We start from the raw sequence: 17,677 nt of genomic DNA, 5'->3' as shown, positions 1-17,677 counted from the left end.
ATCTTCTAGTATTGGAGTTTCCATTGCATCGCTATAAAACAGAAGCAAATACATTAATCAGATTAGCGACCCCCGTTCTCATCGCCTCGGTAGCCCAGACCGGGATGAGCTTTGTTGATACCGTTATGGCGGGCGGGGTCAGTGCAACGGATATGGCTGCGGTGTCGATTGCAGCGAGTATCTGGTTACCTTCCATTTTATTTGGTGTTGGTCTACTGATGGCTTTGGTGCCTGTTGTCGCTCAGCTCAATGGTTCTGGAAGGCAACACAAAGTGCCATTTGAAATTCAGCAGGGAATTGCCATGGCAATTATTATCTCAGTGCCAATTGGACTTGTTCTGTTACAAACCAAACCTATTCTTGGATTAATGGATGTTGAACCCTTAATGAGCGAGAAGACTATTGGCTATATGCATGCTGTCATCTTCGCTGTTCCCGCTTTCCTGTTGTTTCAGGCGTTACGTAGCTTGACCGACGGGATGTCACTAACAAAACCCGCTATGGTCATTGGGTTCGTTGGTTTACTGCTCAATATTCCACTTAACTGGATCTTTGTTTACGGCAAATTTGGCGCTCCGGCATTAGGTGGTGTTGGCTGTGGAGTGGCTACCGCTATTGTGTATTGGATTATGTTTGCCATGCTGTTGTTCTACGTGATGACATCCGAGCGCCTTGCAAAAGTAAAGGTGTTTGATTGTTTCCATAAACCTAATCCAAAAGCCTTAGTACGTCTGTTTAAGCTAGGCTTTCCCGTTGCTGCAGCCATGTTCTTTGAAGTTACACTGTTTGCTGTCGTAGCATTACTTGTTGCTCCTTTAGGTCCACTTGTCGTTGCTGCACACCAAGTCGCTATCAACTTTTCCTCATTGGTGTTTATGCTACCGATGAGTGTTGGTGCCGCCACAAGTATCCGCGTTGGCCACCGTCTCGGCGAAGCAAATGTAGAAGGTGCGACTATCGCCTCTCATGTCGGTCTTATTGTCGCAGTGTCATTGTCCTTATTCACAGCACTACTCACCGTACTGTTTAGAGAACAAGTCGCATTACTCTATACTGACAACAAAGCGGTAATTGAGTTGGCACTTCAGTTGTTGCTATTAGCGGCGGTTTATCAAGTAACAGATGCTGTTCAAGTTGTTGCTGCGGGTGCGTTGCGCGGATATAAAGATATGGCCGCGATCTTCAATCGCACTTTCATAGCATATTGGATTTTAGGGTTACCACTTGGCTACATTCTTGCCATGACGGATTGGATTGTGGAGCCAATGGGTGCACATGGATTCTGGGTGGGCTTTATTATCGGTCTTACTTCTGCAGCTATAATGCTTGGCGTCCGATTAAGGTGGATGCACCGACTCAGTGACGATGCTCAGTTAACACTCGCGGCAAAATAGCCTTTATCAACAGGCCCGTTTTTGGGCCTTTATTTCATCCAGTCATTCCACTCTATCTCTGACGTAACGAGCAAACTTTGGCACACCATTATTTGTATAGCCGTTATAGCGGAATGTAATCTTTGAACCCACTGCGGGTGGATCCAGCCTTATTTCATCACTGAACCCACTACCAATATAAAACTGCTTGCCAGACTTTAGCTGGACTAGCAGTGCCCCCATTTGGCCTTTGTATTTACCATTCCCTACCTTGTACCCAATGACGATAGCTTCTGCATCTTGGTGCTTTTTCAGTTTTAGTAAGTCGCTACTGCGTCCCGCTTGGTAGCGGCTGGAGATTTTTCGCAGCATCAAACCTTCGCCTTTAGATCCATCAACTGTATCCAAATAGCCAAGCAACTCCTGTTCGTCTTCAATTGGAGTGTGTTCAATGTATTTAATATGGTCGCTTTCAAGCGTATTTACAAAATGCACAAGGTTGAAGTAGCGCTTTTTGTAGTCACCCGCAGAATGAGGAACATCAAACAGCATAAATTTAATTTTCTTCCATGCCGTATCATTTGGTGTTCTGTCTAAAACCGTTTGCTGAACTATATGAAAGTTCCCACGCCCCGCCCATAACTCACCTTCTAGTGAATACTCTGGTAACCCATCTGTAAACCAACCAGGAGCCACGATCTGCTTTCCGTTTCTGGTCATAAGTTGGTTTCCGTCCCAAATTGCTCTGATGCCATCAAGCTTTTCACTTTTCCAATACTCTGAAGTATCTATACCTGAGTTGTATGATACGGCGAGCGCTACGGGCAGTGACTCGGCTTCGACGCTTTGAACTTGGGTTAGTGCTACCAATGCAGACATGACGCTGAACGCAACCGTAGATAGTCTGATATCCATAATCTATATCCATACCTAACAATTACAGAACAATGACTCATGTGCATCTGAATGGGCAAGGTAAATGGAAAGCGTATTCGAGCCACCTCTAGCTGTCGGCTTAGTTACGCAACACGTTATTGCATACAAAAAGCGATCGAGTTGCCACTACTCCCCCGCTACTTTTTCTGATTGTCATTTTGAGATAACTCTTTTCTCAATTTGAGAAACTGCCCTCCAACAAATATATATCATTGATAAATAAGGCCTTAGCATTTGGCACACAATCTGCTCTATACATATCAACAAACCGAGGAGATAACATTATGGAACTTCGCAAAATTGAAACTAACGACACCATCATAACTTGGGTAATCAACGGCAATCTAGATGCAGACGGTAGCCGCCACGCTCAGCCACACATTGATGAAATACTATCGGAAGATTCTTCGCGTGAAATTGAAATCGACTTTAGTCAGGTGCAGTTTCTAGATTCTTCTGGTGTTGGAGCAATCGTTTACCTATACAAACGCCTTGTCGAACGTCAGCGCAACATGCGCATTGAGAACGTTTCAGGTCAGCCTCTTGAGATCATGAATCTGTTGAGGATTAACCAGGCAATACCTGTTAACTCTCAAACTCACTAAAAACTATAAAAACACTAACAAAGGACGTTGGCATGAACTTTTTAATCAAGCACATAGCCCTAGCTGCATCTATAGCATCTGTTGTTGGGTGCTCTAGTTACCCAGAAGAAGGGCGTGGAGGATTGGGTGAAGATTATATCCAATCGAATTTCACCCCAGTAATGCCAGATGAACCACTAGGCCCAGAACACGGATTACGCTTTGACTGGCAACTGACAAAACTTCACTTAGATTCTTTAATCAGAGAAGGCGCTCGTTGGTGCTTCCCCGCAGCTGTAGTACAAGCGCTTGAAAAGCAGAATCGTATAGCGCGAGAGCTTGAGGGAGATCTGCTGTTGGATGCAGCAAATGACATCGTCATTCAGCGTAAACGCCTGAATGAACTTGAGCTTCAACTAGACTATGTGACTTCGCAAGCCAGATGTGTTCCGCCAATGGATGAGAACGCATTCCAACAACGTTTAGCCGTAATCGATAAACTGTATAACCTGCTTAACGTAGACAACCAATTTGCCTTCAACTCAATCGAAGTCAACCCTAAGTACATGGGACACTTGGCACGTGCTGCAAGCATTATAAATGACAACCAAAACCTCAACCTTAAGGTGACCGGTCATGCTGATTCTGTCGGTGATGCCCAATCCAACCAAAAGCTTGCAATGGGTCGAGCGAAACAGGTGAAGCGTTACCTGATCATTTTTGGGCTTGGCCCAACACGAGTTGAAACCCAATCCGTTGGTGACACGCTTCCTCTCTATGACGGGGAGTCTGAAGGTGTAAGACTGACCAACCGCCGCGTAAGTATCGAAGTGGTTGATACGCAAGAGCAAGCTGAACAGCGTTTGCAAGGAGGCTACAATGAAATGGACTAATTTAATTACCATATTCCTATTAACCTCACTGCTCTCTTATGCTCAAGCAAATGAAGTACGTGTACAAATTGGTGATCTGATTCAAGTAAACCTGCCGGGAGAATCTTCGCTCAACAAAGGCTTTCAAGTCGATAAGCGCGGCCGCATTACTTTACCTGAAGTGGGTGCACTATACGTCGCTGGTTATAGCGAGCCTCAACTAGAAAAAGCGGTGAAAGATTCGTTGGAAAAGGTATACCGAGACCTTTCTTCTGCTTCTGTTTATATTGCTGAGCAGCAGATTTTGCTCTCTGTTCAAGGCTATGTGAATTCTCCTGGCGAATATACTTTGTCGAAAACTTCCGACATTCAGATGGCCATCCATGCTGCAGGCGGTCTTCGTGCAGGTGCCCAATTGAATAACCTTTTCATCAAACGCGGCAAAGACAAGATTAAGTTTAACTATAAAACCTTTCTAGACACGGGTGATGAAAGCCTGCTTCCAGAGCTAGAATCGCTCGATACGATTTTTATTCCTGCGTCACCGCTTGTGGGTAATATTGAGCAGGAGTTTGACGCTAACAAACTCGCCAATGCCGGTGACAGTGCTGATGGTCGAACTGCGATTAAAGTATTTGGTGAAGTTAACGCACCGGGTTCATTTAGTTTCAAAGCAAACACCGACCTTGTTGACGTCATCATGCGTGCAGGTGGCGTTACTCGCTATGCCTCCGTTGAGCAAATACGAGTGATTTCAGATAACACACCTAAACTCTTCAACCTCAAAACGTACCTTGATAGCGGTGATGTGTCGCTATTGCCCACGCTGACTCCTGGTACAACTATCTTCGTTCCTAAACAAGAAGAAGAGATAAAAGCAGGGGCGAATGTGGTTTATATCATGGGCGAAGTTGCTCATCCGGGCGCTTATGAAGGCAAAAAGAACGCTTCTTTTATGGATATTCTTGCCAATGCCGGTGGCCCGACTCGCTATGCGGAATCACGCCAGATCCGTGTTATCAAAGCAGGCGGACAAGTGATCAAATTCGACTTAACCGCTTTCACCGAGGGCCTAACGCGCAAAAGCCCACCAGCAATCGGCCCCGGTGATGCTATTTTCGTACCCGAAAAAACAGATATGAATGAAAAGTCTTGGCTGAAAATTGCACCCAGCCGCGCGGTCAGCGTTATTGGCGAGGTAGTCCGTCCCGGACGTATAGAATGGTCTGATGAAATGGACCTTATGGATCTACTCTCTCATGTTGGTGGCCCAACTCTGCGAGCTGACACCTCAAAAATTGAAGTAGTGACAACAGGTAACAAGCTACACATCTTTAACCTAGATGAGTTCATACTAAATGGTGCTCCTAACGGCCAACTACCAACCATAACAGCGGGGACAATTGTTCGAGTTCACGATCTGCCACAAGATCCATCAGACAACAAGTCTCAATGGGTACGCCAAAGTTCAGACGCGTCTATCTATGTATTTGGTCAGGTTAACGCACCGGGTCGCTACCGCTTTACCAAAGATATGCACTTCCTAGATATCTTATCTGCGGCAGATGGTCCAACTAAAGATGCCGACATACACAATATCCGTATCACCCATCGTGACAAAACCTATTCAAAAGTAAGTAAGCTTAACCTTTCGCTCTACTTTGAAACCGGCGATGAAAGCCTACTGCCAAATGTCACAATGGGCGACACTATTTACATTCCTGAAAAAGACAAAATCTGGCTGGATCGCTCGAAAGAGTCCACAGTGCGTGTGTTGGGCGCGGTAAACAGCCCTGGTCGCTATGTATTTGATGACAACATGACCGTACTCGATTTACTCGCTGAAGCCGGTGGCCCATCAGAACGCGCATTTCTTGAGAAAATTTCGATTGTGAATATGTCTTGTTGTCAGGGACAGGCACGAACATTTGACCTTATTGATTTCAGTAAAACGGCGAATATTTACAAGCTTCCCGTGCTACGTGCTGGTGATACCATTTACGTACCTGATCGCAACGAAAGCTTCCTAGAAAAAGCACGTGTTGGTCTTGAAGACATTCTGCGCTTAACGACAACTATCGTTCTAATAGGAGCACTGTAATGATTATTCCAGCAACGCATACAGAAATAGAACAGATCTATCTTGCTGCTGAGATAAGTGGTAGTCGCTCACTGTGTATCACAGCATGTCAATCAGGTGACGGTGTCACATCTATAGTTGCAGCGCTTGCAGAACGGTATCTACTTGCCGGCCACAGAACATTAGTCGTTGATCTCAACACCTTCCATCCTTCCTTTGAGTGTATAGACATCACGCCAAGTAACGATAACAGCCTTGGTTTACTTGTTGAGCACGCTTCAACTCATCAGTTGTTTACTGGGCTCACCGTGCCAAACAACCAAGCAGCCCTTTTAGCTTTTAAAGATCCAGCTCAGCTACAACACTCTGTTGCTCAATGGCTGACTCAATATGACCGTGTAATTTGCGATACGTCTCCTCTACTTCATATCAATAGAGGAAATATCCCCGCTCAAGTTGTTGCTAATGCCTGTGATCAGACGGCTTTAGTGGTTATGGGGGGTAAAACGTCTTCGGGGCAACTAGAAAAAGCAATGCAACTTATCAATAGCCCCTCTATTTCACTCCTGGGCTCAGTATTAAATCTAAAGCACCAAGCGACGCTTGCTCAAGAAATCGTACGTGAAATGAATCGACTCAAATTCATCCCCAAAACTTGGCGAGATAAGTGGGCAAACAAAATCCTTACCAACGAATTTCTGGCTCAGTCAGCATAGGAGTTGCTATGAGAACAACCATACTTGCTCTATCTACCCTATTATTCTCTTTGCCTACCTTAGCAGAGACGCTGACATTTGGTGTTGTCCCGCAGCAATCAGCAAGTCGTCTCGCTAAACAATGGGGGCCTATAGTAGACACTCTGAGTGCGCAGACAGGCTACAAGATTACATTTAGCACTGCCCCAAACATTCCAGAGTTCGAGAAGAGGCTATCTGAGGGTAAATATGATTTCGCCTATATGAACCCTTACCACTATACCGTCTTTAGCCAAGTGCCTGGTTATAAAGCGATCGCTAAGGCAAAAGATAAAAGAATTAAAGGCATAATCGTAGCGAGAAAATCAAATGGCTATGAATCACTGAAAGACTTGCAGGGTCAAACGCTCGCCTTTCCTTCACCAGCTGCATTCGCCGCAACTGTATTAACCCAAAGTGATCTAAAAAGCGCCAATGTAGAGTTCGAATCAGACTATGTTTCTTCTCACGATTCGGTTTATTTATCCATCGCGAAAGGTTTCTACCCAGCGGGTGGCGGCGTGATAAGAACATTCAATTCCTTGCCTGATGTGGTCAAATCTCAGCTTGAACCCATTTGGACGACGAAACCTTATACACCTCACGCTATCGCTTACCACCCTAGATTGTCTAAAGAGCAGGCTGTGGCCATTCAGAAAGCATTGATCTCACTTCAAGATACCCCTGAAGGTGGACAACAGCTGCAATCACTTAACATTAAAGGTTTTGCAACGGCTAATGATTCCGATTGGGATGACGTAAGAGCACTTAACATTACAATACTGGAGTAACCGGAGGCGATTATGACACTGCGCTCGAAGACAATATTGGGTATTGCACTCATTGAAATAACTGTGTTGGTTATTTTGGTTATCAGTGCCATGAGTTTTCTCTCTGATTCAAATGAGAAGCAGCTTATTCAACGCGCGAACTCAAGCGCTGTCATGTTCACCCACGCAGCTAAAGATGCGGTTCTATCAACCGATATCGCAACGCTCGAAGACCTAGTCCAAGAATTCATGACGCTGGAAGATGTGGCTTATGTGCGCGTACTTCGTGATGGTAAAGAGATGGCGTGTGCCGGAGACAAACAACTTCTCCAACGATCGATGTCTAGCGATAGTTCTTTAAGCGGTGTTAGTGATGGTATCTTCGACCTTCGTACCCCTATCGAGAACAGTGGTACCATATACGGCTATGTGGATATTGGGTTCGAGACCCACCCGATAAAAGCAATGCTTGATGACGCCCAAAAAGCCATCATCAGTATTGCCACCATCGAGGTCGTATTAGTTGCTGTTTTCTCCTTTATCCTTGGAACGTATCTCACCCGAAATCTTACTCGTTTAACTGCAGCGGCCAATACGGTTGGCAAACATGGGCCAGGCTTTCAACTCAACCATCACTCTCAAGATGAGCTGGGTGAAGTAACCAAAGCGTTCGATGAAATGTCTGCCAAGCTAGAAAAAGACTACCAGGTGCTCACCGAAGCTCGAGAAGGCGCCGAACAAGCCAACGATTCAAAAAGCCGCTTCCTAGCTTCAATGTCTCATGAGATACGTACGCCAATGAATGGTGTACTTGGTATTCTAAATATCCTTGAGGAAACCAAGCTAACCGCTGAGCAGCAAAAACTAGTCAATACTGCTACGGAATCGGGGCACTTTTTATTATCGGTTATCAATGACATCCTAGACTTCACTCGAATGGACTCCAATACCTTAATTTTAGAGGATAAACCCTTCGATTTTCGTCATTGTGTTGAAAGTGTTGTCGACTCTTTCTCGCCTGTTGCAGCGAGTCAGAACTTAATCCTGCACTGTTACATAGAAGGCACTGTGCCAAGCAAAGTATGCGGTGACCAAAATCGTGTTAAGCAGATTTTGCTCAACCTGATTGGTAATGCAATAAAGTTTACCCATGAAGGTAGCGTCACTATTAAGGTACGTGCTGAGATTCAAGATCAAAACAAGGCGAAGGTAATCTGCCAAATTCAGGATACAGGTATCGGTATAGGTAAAAGCGCCGTTGAGTACCTTTTTGATGAATTCACTATGGTCGACCAAACCTATTCTAGGAGCAAAGAAGGCTCTGGACTTGGCCTCGCGATTTGTCGTCGCCTTTGTAACTTAATGGAAGGGGATGTCAGCGTAGAAAGTGAACAAGAGATCGGTAGTACCTTCACATTTGACATTACCCTTGCTATTGCCGATGACTTAATTTCGTCCCCGACCTCAGAGCTAAAGCGACAAGAGTTGCTGCGACCTGATGCCCGAATCCTTGTCGCCGAAGACAACAAAGCCAACCAGCTCGTTATTCGCGAAATGTTTAAGCGCGTTGGTCTCTCAATCGATATTGCTGAAAATGGTAAACACGCCGTATCAATGATGCAAGAGTACCAATATGACCTGATATTTATGGACATTTCTATGCCAGAAATGGACGGTATGGAAGCTTGCCAAGCCATTCGACATCTTGAAGACGAGCATACCGCTAACTTACCTATTATTGCACTGACGGCTCACTCCCTCGCCGGTGATAAAGAGAAGTTTCTTGCATCAGGTATGGACGATTACTTGTCAAAACCTCTTAGGTTGTCACAACTAATTGAAAAAATTAATCTATTCTTAAATAACGATGGTGTTGAAGATGAAGCTCAAAGAAAAGAACCATCACGATTGAATGAGCAATATAACACATATAAAAAGACACAACAGAACTTAAATAATCAGCGTAAGGAAACGGCGGGTTTGGAACTGGTAGACGAACAAATTTTACAGCAAATGATCGAAGATACGAGCGCGGAAGTTATCCCTTTGCTAATCGACCACTACGTTGAAGAATCTGAGCAGCGTCTGGCGAAGATTTATCAGGCCATGGATGACAAAGACAAAGAGACGTTAGAGTTTGAAGCCCACACATTGGGCAGTTCTTCACTCGCTCTGGGTAATCGCACATTGTCTAATCTCGCAAGAAAAATCGAACACATGTGTTTGGACGGTCAGCAGGAACAAGCCTTTTCACTTAAGCAGGAACTAGAACTACTTGCCCAACAATCATTACAGGCACTGGAAGAGCGAAAACAACAAGGGTTCACCGAACCAACACAACAATAAAGGCTTAAAATAGGACATCATAATGAAACCAAAAGTACTACTTATTGAAGACTCGACTTCGCTTGCCATTTTGTATAAGCAGTATGTAAAAGATGAGCCCTACGACTTGTTTCATGTCGAGACAGGTAAAGAAGCTATCTCCTTTATAGAAAGAAATGTTCCTCAACTGGTTATTCTCGATCTCAAGTTACCTGACATGGATGGTGAACAGATTCTCGATTGGATCAATGACAATCAAATACCCACTTCTGTTGTTATTGCTACCGCACATGGCTCTGTCGATCTCGCTGTAAACCTTGTTCAGAAAAGTGCTAAAGACTTTCTTGAAAAACCCATTAATGCCGATCGCCTAAAAACGTCAATTGCTCTCCATCTTCAACAAGCGAAACTCGAGCACCTAGTTGAAGACATTGAAACTAAGTTCGACAGAAACCGTTTTCATGGTTTTATTGGGTCTAGTTTACCCATGCAAGGGGTTTATAAAATCATTGATTCAGTCGCACCCACTACAGCTAGCGTGTTTATTGTTGGTGAGAGCGGTACGGGTAAAGAAGTATGCGCTGAAGCTATTCACAAAGAGAGCAAGCGCAAAGACAAGCCATTTGTTGCAATCAACTGCGGCGCCATTCCAAAAGATCTGATGGAAAGTGAAATATTTGGTCATGTCAAAGGCGCATTTACCGGCGCGACCGCAGACAGAAAAGGCGCAGCATCCATGGCGAATGGCGGTACTCTTTTTCTAGATGAATTGTGTGAGATGGAATTGGAGATGCAGAAAAAGCTCTTGAGGTTCCTACAAACTGGTACTTTCACCCCACTAGGGGCAAACAAAGAAATGAAGGTCGACACTCGTATCATCTGTGCAACTAACCGAGATCCTCTAGTTGAAGTTGAACAAGGACGATTTAGAGAAGACCTTTATTATCGTGTACATGTTGTTCCTCTTGATATGCCGCCTCTTAGAGAGCGCGGCAATGACATCCTTACTTTAGCAACGCACTTCCTTAAACTTTATGCCAAAGAAGATGGGAAAAAGTTCAACGCTATTCATCGTGATGCGGAATCAACATTGAAGCGTTACACTTGGCCCGGTAACGTCCGCCAATTGCAAAACATTGTACGCAACATTGTGGTACTTAATGACGACAGCCATCTACGTCTAGAACATTTACCGGATCAGGTCACAACGAGTCGCAAATTGAAATCTAGCATTTCACCTAAACCCGCGCCCGCTGTAACGCCGCCTCCCCCTCCAGCCAGTGAGGAAGCGTTGGAAGGCAATCCTATTCAACCAATCTCAGCCAATTCGCAAGCAGATAAATCTGTCACTATCCGACCAATGTGGCAAATCGAGCGGGAAGCTATTCAGCAAGCCATCGATTATTGCGACGGCAATGTTCTAAATGCAGCGGTACTATTGGAGCTTAGCCCTTCAACCGTCTATCGCAAGAAACAAGCTTGGGAAGCAGAAGATGAGCAGCAACTCGTCTGATGAAGTTTGGCTGGTTATTGATAGCTTAACTTTTGGTGGTATTGAAACTCATGTGCTTGAGCTTGCTAAAGGGCTCAAGCAGTTTCAAGTTCCAGTGACGGTACTATTTCTTTGCACATACCCTCAAAGACAACTACTTGTAGAAAAGCTTGAAGCCAACCAAATTCCTACTAAGCATTTAGACGGTGATGGCAATAGCTATTTCAAAACACTGCTTCATCTCGTTCGCATGCATAGACCTGCCCTTTTACACGCTCATGGATACAAGGCGAGTATTACAACTAAGCTGATTCGTTTGTTAACGGGTGTAAGACAGATTTCAACCTACCATGCGGGCGAGACTCCTTCGGGCAAGGTATGGTTGTATGACTTTATTGACCGCTTCACTTCGTTTGTTTCAAATCACTCGATTGCTGTTAGTGACAAAATTGCTGAAAAACTTGTTTCTAGAACGGTTTGTTTTAATAACTTCATTGATACAAGGGAAACTCAGCATTCAAAAGGAACGCAAATTGCTTTTGTCGGTCGACTCAGCCACGAAAAAGGACCAGACAGATTTATCGAACTTGCAAACGCGAATAGCCTACTTAAGTTCGATATCTATGGTTCAGGCGTTCTCGAAGATGAACTCAAACAACTTGCGACCGATAATGTTCGTTTTCACGGCCACCAGAACAACATGAATGCCATTTGGCCAAATGTTGGTGTTTTGGTCATTTGCTCTCGGTATGAAGGCTTACCTATGACAGCGTTAGAGGCCATGGCACGCAGCATACCCGTCTTCTCTCTCAAGGTCGGCAACATGCCTAGTTTAATTAATCATCAGACAAACGGTTATTTGGTCAATAGCATGGATGAGTTAGGCTTGGTTTTAACCAATTTCCTTTCCCAAGATGAAAAACAAACAGCCCAATTAAAACAACAGGCAGTCGAAACCATAGAGCAGAGCTTCTCTCAATCAGCGGTCATTCCCCAGATACTCGAACTATACTTTCATAGCACTCAATCTGATTGTCAAATTGAGAAATAATCTTCCTCAAATTCAAGAAAGTCATAAAACCCTAACAAAACAACAACTTAAAAACCCCCTCTAATTGGCACTCCATTTGCGTTATCTAACTCAATAAACCTATTAATCCGTTTTATGAGAAAGTTACGTAAGGGGTCAGCCATGAAAAAGAAGATTCTATTTGTACATTATGGTGACGATTGGATTCGAGGCAGTGAGAAATGTCTACTTGATCTAATTAAGTACATGCGTAATCGCAGCTACGAAGCATTCGTGTGGACAAACAATCGTGAGCTTTCAAAACAACTAGAACTGTTTAATGTTCCAAACGAACTCGACAGTTTCCCACTGTTGCTCGGTTGGAAAGCGCCTAAGTACAATGTATCAAGCTGGCTCGGTCTCATTGACTATGGACAAGAATTAATCGAACGAGAGGAAATTGACCTCGTTCACATCAACAGCGGCGCTCCATGCCAATGGATGTTAGCGGCTGCGCGTCTGAAAAAAGTCCCTTTGGTGACTCAACTGCACTGCCCTTATCCTGCAAGAGACCGACTTACTCTCGGGTTGCACCTATCCCCGCATATTATCTCTGTAAGCAACTATGTTGCACAATCTATTGTGCGAGACGGATACCCAACGGAGAAAGTCTCAATAATTCACAATGGTATTGATACCGCTGCGCTTAGCGCTCAAGAAAAAGTTGATGTACGCCAAGAACTTAACATTCCAGGTCAAGATTTCATATTCGCTACGGTCGGATCCCTGATCCACCGCAAAGGCGTCGATCGAATCATGACGGCAATGCGCCATGTCGTTCTAGAGTACCCAAACGTGAGCCTTGTCGTCATTGGGGATGGTTCGATGATGGATAAGCTCCACCATCAAGCTGAATATCTACACCTTGCTGAGCGCATTCATTTCGTGGGAGAGCAAACCAATGTCGTTGGATGGTTAAAAGGATGTGATGCTTTCATCAGTGGTGCTCGAAGCGAAGCATTTGGTCTTGCTGTAGCAGAAGCAGCTCTCGCCAAAATCCCTGTTATCGCGCCGTTCGAAGGAGGAATCCCTGAGTTTATCTCACATGGTAAGACCGGCGTACTCTACCCAAATCATGGGGTTGGTCCTATCGCAAAATCTATGCGTATTCTGGTCAACAATCCGCAGCTTTGCAGCAAACTAGGGCTAGCGGGCTACGAGCATATCACTAAGCACTATGATCTCTCTGTCAGTTGCCGAAAAATCATCAATGTTTATCGTGACTTACTTGAACAGCCGTTTGTCTCAGAGCGTTCTATCTTCAGCACTTTTTCACCAATTAAGACCTACGTAGCGAATCGCCTTTCACTAGGAGGTCAGCATGGCTAGCAACAAGAACAAAACATTGATTTTTGACCCTATCACGTTCAAAGGCGGTTCTAAGATTGCGACCAGTGACGCGCTTAATGTTTGCCGAGTCACCAGCAATGAATTTATTGTGCTGACCGTCGATCCAGAGTTCTGGAAAGCGACAGAGTTCTATGCCAAACACAATGTCACTTTACGCAAAGTTTCTGCGGTTTCTTGGCTGATGAAAAAGCATAACGGTGCCTTCTACTGGTTAAACCAACTCTACCTTTTACTCATTATGCTCAAAACCATGGTGATGGAACGCGGTATAGCCAAAATAGTAGGCGCTTCCGGTCCTGGAATCGACATGCCAATGTACTTGCTTAAAGCCTTCTTAAACATTGAAATCACCCAATTTATCCACGGTAATGTGGGGCTATCACGCTCTATCGGCTACTGCCTGACAATAGCCGATGCAGTTTTCTATTTGCCATCTACTCGCAAAAGTCTAAAGGTTGCTCTTGAAGCCTATCTTCAACACGCAACAAAGATTGAAGATACCTCGGCCTTAGCTGAAAGCTATTTAAAACCCTCAAGCTATCAGTCATTTGTTAATGGCATCCCTGCGCAGCGTTGGCCTACAGAATGTCAGAAGAGTGTTCCTATCTGCTTCTGGGCCGCTTCGCTGTTAAAGTGGAAAGGTCTCGATACGCTTATTGAAGCCTCCAAACTTGCCGCTCGCTGTAAACCTATCGCGCTTAATGTTTGCTTTATTCGCCCCGTCGACACCTGTCTACCAGTGTCTAAGGCGCCAGTGTTACTAAAACACACAGAATGGTACGAAGATCCTGACAATCTTGATGAAATCAGAGGCCAGTCTAACATCTTTGCCTCTACCAGCTGTAACGAACCCTTCGGTCTTTCAATCCTAGAAGCATTAGCCGCCGGTATGTGCGTAGTGATCCCACAAGACGGCTCCTTCTGGGATCAGCAATTGACGCACAATGAAAATTGCATCAAGTATCAACCAAACAACGCAGATTCATTGTGTGATGCTCTGCTTTACGCAACGAACGATAGCCAAGCATTTGAACGTTGCTGCACAAACGCCCGAGTCGTCGCTGAACAATACAAAGCTGAATACCGCTATCAGAGATTTGCGCAGCATATAAACGGTGACATTGTCACATCAATGATTCGTGCTTGTGACTAGGGTCTTTTGACCGAAAAATGGATAACTGATTGGAGATTCGCTATGAACACAGAACATATTAAAAGCATTAGCCTATACGCCGTCAGCTTGTTCTTAATTAAAGGTGTATCCCTGTTCACATTGCCTTTGATGGCACACTATTTATCGCCATCTCAAATCGGTCACTTAGAGCTACTAGGGGTCACGACTGTGTTTTTCAGCCTCATCGTCGGTCTCGCCATGCATGAAAACCTTTATCGCTTTATCGGCACAGTCAGTAGTAAAGTAGTTAGAAAGAGAAAGGCATCTCAACTGTACAGCGCAACACTTCTTCTCTCTATGTCTCTTAGCGCTTTGTTGCTCATAGGTTACTACTTATTGCCTTTCAAAGCGGATTCGATCACTCATGAACAAGTCCTATTTATGGCGTTGGTCCTCTGCTATGAAGCTCCTTTAGCGATAAGTCTAGCGTGGCTTAGGCTGCACAATCAGGCAGGGTTGTTTTTTAAGATTTGTGTCAGCACTGTTATTGCCCAAGTGTCATTACTTATCATTGCGTTATTACATAAGCCTGATGTAACGGTGATATTCGCGCTTAACGTCATTTGCACATTCGTACAGTTTCTGTTTCTTCATATCTATATCAACTTCCCGCTCATGCTGCCTAACAAAGAGCGCATGAAACGATACATTCGATTCTCGGCACCGTTAATGTTATCTGGGGTTGTTGCTTTCGGACTAAGTGGCGCTGAGAGATGGTTGATTGCAGGAGCAACAAACTTAGAAACTTTGGGTATGTATGCTATCGCAGCTAAGTTTGCGTTGGCTGTCGGTATCCTAATTCAACCTTTCCATATGTGGTGGATGCCAAAAAGATTTGAGGCAATGGACAACAAAGGCGCCGGTTACGTCGCCAACGTCACGACGCAAGGCGTGGTATTGCTGAGCATCATTTCGGTTACCGTCGCTTGGTTAAGCCAGATTTTTATTACAATCGCCCTACCCGAATCCTACCAACCCGCGGTCGCTTTGGTAGGTATGACCATTACTATGATGCTTTTCAAAGAGCTCGTTGAGCTGACGAACTTCGGTATTCTGTATAAGAAAAATACCACTCACCTGTTATATATCAACGTTATGTCAACAGTTTTAGCCTTCATCGTTTGCTTCGCTTCCATAGCATCAGGTATAGAGGCGATACTTTGGGGACTGATTGCTGGGCAGCTTTGCCGTTTCGCTCTCACCATTTGGTTTAGTCAACAAGCGCACTACCTCGCTTATCCGTCGAGCAACATTATTGCCCTTCTGACGCTGACTGCACTATTTCTTTTAACCAGCCGTTACCACCAAAATATAGAAGTTTCGGCATTAATGTTGCTTCTTCAACCCTTAGGTGTCGTTGCTTTTGCAATTCGCTTTAAATTGATCTCAGGAGTCTCGTTAAAGCGCTTAACTCATACCGTCAATAACTACCTTGGTAAGTCACTATGAACAGTGTGAACCAAGCTAGTGCTAACAGAGCCGCGCCAATCTTATTCATGGCATTGCTTAGCTTTGGATTAGCAATGCTATGGTACGTGGTGCCTCACCCTGCGATTGTGTTGGTCTTATGTTTTGTTCCCTTAGGTGCTCTGTTTGTACTCAATCAAACATTTTGGCTTGTTAGCTTATTCGTTTTGTTTTCTTTCTTTCGCATTCATGAAGCTATTCCAGCTCTTTACTCGCTCAAGATCCCGCTGTTGCTCTCATTGGGCGCTCTTTCTGCGCTCATGTGGCATACATTGGTAAGCCGACAATTACAAACATTCTGGCACCCAAGTATGACGTGGTTAGCCCTGTTTTGGGGGCTAGTGGTTATTGGCGTTGTACTCTCATCAAATCCAGGTATCGCCATTACCTACTTTAAGAATATCTACTGGAAAATCATTGTCATGACACTGGCAATCGCCTGGTTAGTTAATACGGAAGACGCCGTTCGAAAAATAGCGACGCTAATTATTTTGGCTGGCGGGCTCATTGCCGTCGTTGCTTTATATAATTCGTCAGCAGGCATCGGATTGGTGGAAGGCACTCGGGTTACCATAGGTCGCCAACTTGGATCTGTTCTTGGTGACCCAAATGATTTGTCGCTCGTGTTGATGTTCCCTCTCGCGTTCGCCATTAGCTTCGCAACGACTAAAGGAATTGGCTTTTCACGCATTCTAGGAATCGTAGGACTTGTTCTCGCAATGGCAGCTGTCATCGCGACTCAAAGTCGTGGAGGGCTATTAGGCTCAGTCGCCGTATTTGGTATTTTCGGTCTGCGACTCATCCGCTCAAAATCACTACTCATTTTCATCGGAGTCATTGGTTTAGCAGTTTTATTTGCGGTCGCTGGTATTTCAGATCGACAATCCGGTGGCGCTGCAGAAGAAGGTATCGATGCATCCGCAATGGGTCGTCTGTATGCGTGGGAAGCAGCATTCAAGATGGCACTGGATAATCCCTTCAGTGGTGTTGGTCTTAATAACTTCTATTCAAATTACTACTACTACAGCTCTCATTGGGACGGGCTCAACCACGCTGTACACAGTACATGGTTTGGTGTTCTGGCAGAAATGGGCTTCCTTGGTCTGATCGTCTTCATCGGTATCATCATTTCGTTGATTAAAACCAGTAGGCAAACACTTTCAATTCTGGCTGAGTTAAAGGACTCTCTCTCTCCGTATCTGACTGCCACTGCGCTTGCCGTCTATGCAGGTGTAATAGGTACTGTTGTGTCTGGTACCTTCCTGACTCAAGGCTTTACCTGGCCAATTTACATACTTGCTGCGTTATGTATTGCCATCTCTCGAATTGCTCAAAAACGTTCTCAATTTGAGAATCTTAACAAGACGAAAGAATAACCAAACTTATCTCATTGTTTTTACTTAATTTATATTTTGGCACGTTACGTGAAATAGTCTCTGCATAATTCAAAT

The 17,677-nt window shown here is 44.6% G+C and carries 14 protein-coding genes; 13 read left to right on the top strand and 1 reads right to left on the bottom strand.

Annotated elements, in window-relative coordinates; all coding sequences use genetic code 11:
- Positions 1–23: 23 nt before the first annotated feature.
- Positions 24–1,394: an MATE family efflux transporter gene (locus ZX61_RS13985; RefSeq protein ID WP_049845244.1), complete on the top strand. Its 1,371-nt coding sequence runs from the start codon at positions 24–26 to the stop codon at positions 1,392–1,394.
- Between the two features lie 42 nt (positions 1,395–1,436).
- Here the strand turns inward: ZX61_RS13985 and ZX61_RS13980 are convergent, their stop codons facing one another.
- Positions 1,437–2,288, bottom strand: coding sequence for a DNA ligase (locus ZX61_RS13980; RefSeq protein ID WP_049845243.1), 852 nt, complete (start codon positions 2,286–2,288; stop codon positions 1,437–1,439).
- A gap of 305 nt (positions 2,289–2,593) precedes the next feature.
- Between ZX61_RS13980 and ZX61_RS13975 the strand changes: the two genes are divergently transcribed.
- The 12 genes from ZX61_RS13975 to ZX61_RS13920 all read left to right on the top strand — a co-directional run bounded on the left by ZX61_RS13975 (position 2,594) and on the right by ZX61_RS13920 (position 17,602).
- Positions 2,594–2,914: an STAS domain-containing protein gene (locus tag ZX61_RS13975; RefSeq protein WP_049845242.1), complete on the top strand. Its 321-nt coding sequence runs from the start codon at positions 2,594–2,596 to the stop codon at positions 2,912–2,914.
- Between the two features lie 32 nt (positions 2,915–2,946).
- The gene (locus tag ZX61_RS13970; RefSeq protein ID WP_049845241.1) at positions 2,947–3,786 is read left to right on the top strand and encodes an OmpA family protein; all 840 of its coding nucleotides are present in this window, start codon (positions 2,947–2,949) and stop codon (positions 3,784–3,786) included.
- Positions 3,773–5,866, top strand: a complete 2,094-nt coding sequence (locus tag ZX61_RS13965) for an SLBB domain-containing protein (RefSeq protein ID WP_049845240.1) — start codon at positions 3,773–3,775, stop codon at positions 5,864–5,866. Before ZX61_RS13970 ends, ZX61_RS13965 begins: the two co-directional genes overlap by 14 nt.
- Positions 5,866–6,561 carry a chromosome partitioning protein ParA gene (locus ZX61_RS13960; protein ID WP_049845239.1) on the top strand — a complete coding sequence of 232 codons (696 nt, stop codon included), beginning with the start codon at positions 5,866–5,868 and terminating at the stop codon, positions 6,559–6,561. The genes ZX61_RS13965 and ZX61_RS13960 overlap by 1 nt, the downstream gene beginning before the upstream one ends.
- An 8-nt stretch (positions 6,562–6,569) precedes the next feature.
- Positions 6,570–7,370 (top strand): phosphate/phosphite/phosphonate ABC transporter substrate-binding protein, encoded by an 801-nt coding sequence (locus ZX61_RS13955; RefSeq protein ID WP_049845238.1) that lies wholly within the window; start codon positions 6,570–6,572, stop codon positions 7,368–7,370.
- Positions 7,371–7,382: 12 nt separating this feature from the next.
- The gene (locus tag ZX61_RS13950) at positions 7,383–9,695 is read left to right on the top strand and encodes a response regulator (protein WP_049845237.1); all 2,313 of its coding nucleotides are present in this window, start codon (positions 7,383–7,385) and stop codon (positions 9,693–9,695) included.
- A gap of 22 nt (positions 9,696–9,717) precedes the next feature.
- Entirely contained in the window at positions 9,718–11,187 is a 1,470-nt protein-coding gene (locus ZX61_RS13945) for a sigma-54-dependent transcriptional regulator (protein ID WP_049845236.1), read from the top strand.
- On the top strand, positions 11,168–12,217 hold the full coding sequence (locus ZX61_RS13940; RefSeq protein WP_049845235.1) for a glycosyltransferase family 4 protein: 1,050 nt from the start codon (positions 11,168–11,170) through the stop codon (positions 12,215–12,217). Before ZX61_RS13945 ends, ZX61_RS13940 begins: the two co-directional genes overlap by 20 nt.
- Positions 12,218–12,358: 141 nt before the next feature.
- Complete coding sequence (locus tag ZX61_RS13935) at positions 12,359–13,564, top strand: glycosyltransferase family 4 protein (RefSeq protein WP_049845234.1); 1,206 nt, start codon at positions 12,359–12,361, stop codon at positions 13,562–13,564.
- A complete protein-coding gene (locus tag ZX61_RS13930) occupies positions 13,557–14,738 on the top strand; it encodes a glycosyltransferase family 4 protein (RefSeq protein ID WP_049845233.1) in 1,182 nt (393 codons plus the stop codon). The genes ZX61_RS13935 and ZX61_RS13930 overlap by 8 nt, the downstream gene beginning before the upstream one ends.
- Before the next feature lie 42 nt (positions 14,739–14,780).
- Positions 14,781–16,208: a lipopolysaccharide biosynthesis protein gene (locus ZX61_RS13925; RefSeq protein WP_049845232.1), complete on the top strand. Its 1,428-nt coding sequence runs from the start codon at positions 14,781–14,783 to the stop codon at positions 16,206–16,208.
- Positions 16,209–16,255: 47 nt separating this feature from the next.
- Positions 16,256–17,602 carry an O-antigen ligase family protein gene (locus ZX61_RS13920; RefSeq protein WP_049845266.1) on the top strand — a complete coding sequence of 449 codons (1,347 nt, stop codon included), beginning with the start codon at positions 16,256–16,258 and terminating at the stop codon, positions 17,600–17,602.
- The last annotated feature ends 75 nt before the right edge of the window (positions 17,603–17,677 follow it).

The organism is Vibrio sp. VPAP30, from assembly GCF_001188205.1.
GTDB classification, from domain to species: domain Bacteria; phylum Pseudomonadota; class Gammaproteobacteria; order Enterobacterales; family Vibrionaceae; genus Vibrio; species Vibrio bivalvicida.
Note: the sequence above shows the minus strand (reverse complement) of the source record. Positions and strands in the feature narration are given on the sequence as shown.

Coding starts and splice junctions, on each gene's coding strand:
- ZX61_RS13980 (WP_049845243.1), bottom strand. CDS start 2,288: ATGGATATCAGACTATCTACGGTTGCGTTCAGCGTCATGTCTGCATTG.
- ZX61_RS13975 (WP_049845242.1), top strand. CDS start 2,594: ATGGAACTTCGCAAAATTGAAACTAACGACACCATCATAACTTGGGTA.
- ZX61_RS13970 (WP_049845241.1), top strand. CDS start 2,947: ATGAACTTTTTAATCAAGCACATAGCCCTAGCTGCATCTATAGCATCT.
- ZX61_RS13965 (WP_049845240.1), top strand. CDS start 3,773: ATGAAATGGACTAATTTAATTACCATATTCCTATTAACCTCACTGCTC.
- ZX61_RS13960 (WP_049845239.1), top strand. CDS start 5,866: ATGATTATTCCAGCAACGCATACAGAAATAGAACAGATCTATCTTGCT.
- ZX61_RS13955 (WP_049845238.1), top strand. CDS start 6,570: ATGAGAACAACCATACTTGCTCTATCTACCCTATTATTCTCTTTGCCT.
- ZX61_RS13950 (WP_049845237.1), top strand. CDS start 7,383: ATGACACTGCGCTCGAAGACAATATTGGGTATTGCACTCATTGAAATA.
- ZX61_RS13945 (WP_049845236.1), top strand. CDS start 9,718: ATGAAACCAAAAGTACTACTTATTGAAGACTCGACTTCGCTTGCCATT.
- ZX61_RS13940 (WP_049845235.1), top strand. CDS start 11,168: ATGAGCAGCAACTCGTCTGATGAAGTTTGGCTGGTTATTGATAGCTTA.
- ZX61_RS13935 (WP_049845234.1), top strand. CDS start 12,359: ATGAAAAAGAAGATTCTATTTGTACATTATGGTGACGATTGGATTCGA.
- ZX61_RS13930 (WP_049845233.1), top strand. CDS start 13,557: ATGGCTAGCAACAAGAACAAAACATTGATTTTTGACCCTATCACGTTC.
- ZX61_RS13925 (WP_049845232.1), top strand. CDS start 14,781: ATGAACACAGAACATATTAAAAGCATTAGCCTATACGCCGTCAGCTTG.
- ZX61_RS13920 (WP_049845266.1), top strand. CDS start 16,256: ATGGCATTGCTTAGCTTTGGATTAGCAATGCTATGGTACGTGGTGCCT.